This is a genomic window from Mesorhizobium sp. M1163 (genome assembly GCF_040318415.1).
In the GTDB taxonomy this organism is placed as follows: domain Bacteria; phylum Pseudomonadota; class Alphaproteobacteria; order Rhizobiales; family Rhizobiaceae; genus Mesorhizobium.
This window is the reverse complement of sequence record NZ_JAMYMF010000103.1, coordinates 1-1298: the sequence shown is the minus strand read 5'-3', so window position 1 is coordinate 1298 and position 1298 is coordinate 1. Positions and strand designations below refer to the sequence as shown.

1 protein-coding gene is annotated in these 1298 nt (G+C 61.6%); it reads left to right on the top strand.

The window, feature by feature from the left end; genetic code table 11:
• The first annotated feature begins 58 nt into the window (after nt 1-58).
• Nucleotides 59-1261: an IS256 family transposase gene (locus tag NKH43_RS35200; protein WP_023720604.1), complete on the top strand. Its 1203-nt coding sequence runs from the start codon at nt 59-61 to the stop codon at nt 1259-1261.
• The last annotated feature ends 37 nt before the right edge of the window (nt 1262-1298 follow it).

The following is a 1298-nucleotide window of genomic DNA, read 5'->3' as shown; positions in this document are numbered from 1 at the left end:
GGGACTGTCGGGAATTCTGTGCGCGAGGCCATGATGATGGAAAGGAGAGAATCATCGCATGGCTATTGAGAAGGAACTTCTGGACCAACTGCTTGCCGGCCGCGATCCGAATGAGGTGTTTGCCAAGGACGGATTGCTCGACGACCTGAAGAAGGCGCTTTCGGAACGGATTCTGAACGCTGAACTCGACGAGCACCTTGAGGACGAACGCACCGACGGCAGCGTCAATCGCCGCAACGGCCATTCGCGGAAGTCGGTGCTGACGGGCACGTCGAAGATGACGCTGTCGATCCCGCGCGACCGGGCCGGGACCTTCGATCCGAAGCTGATCGCCAAATACCAGCGCCGTTTTCCCGATTTCGATGACAAGATCATCTCCATGTACGCGCGCGGCATGACAGTGCGCGAGATCCGCGGCCATCTGGAGGAGCTCTACGGCATCGACGTGTCGCCGGACCTGATCTCGGCGGTTACCGATGCGGTCCTGGAGGAAGTGGCCGAGTGGCAGAACCGGCCGCTGGACGCGGTATATCCGCTCGTCTTCTTCGATGCCATACGGGTCAAGATCAGGGACGAGGGCTTCGTCAGGAACAAGGCCGTCTACATCGCGCTCGGCATCCTGCCCGACGGCACGAAGGAGATTCTCGGCATCTGGATCGAGCAGACCGAGGGCGCCAAGTTCTGGCTGCGCGTCATGAACGAGTTGAAGAGCCGTGGCGTCGCCGACGTCCTGATCGCCGTCGTCGACGGCCTCAAGGGCTTCCCCGAGGCGATCAACGCCGTCTTTCCCCAGACTGTCGTCCAGACCTGCATCGTGCACCTGATCCGTCATTCCCTGGAGTTCGTGTCCTGGAAGGACCGCAAGTCCGTCGTCCCGGCGCTGCGCGCGATCTACCGGGCCAAGGACGCCGAAGCCGGCATGAAGGCTCTTGAGGACTTCGAAGCCAGCTACTGGGGGCAGCGGTATCCGGCGATCACCCAAAGCTGGCGGCGCAATTGGCAGCACGTCGTCCCATTCTTTGCCTATCCCGAAAGCGTGCGGCGGATCATCTACACCACGAACGCCATAGAGGCGCTGAACTCCAAGCTGCGCCGCGCCGTCCGCACCCGGGGACACTTCCCCAGTGACGATGCGGCCATGAAGCTGCTATATTTGGTGCTGAACCACGCGGCCGAGGAATGGAAACGACCGCCGCGCGAATGGTTCGAGGCCAAGACCCAGTTCGCCGTCGTCTTCGGCGAAAGGTTCGTCAGCCAATGACGAAACCGGCCTCGCGCACAGAATTCCTGACAGTTCC

What these genes read in the sequence shown, in the direction of transcription:
- NKH43_RS35200 (WP_023720604.1), top strand. Translation starts at nt 59, where the DNA reads ATGGCTATTGAGAAGGAACTTCTGGACCAACTGCTTGCCGGCCGCGAT.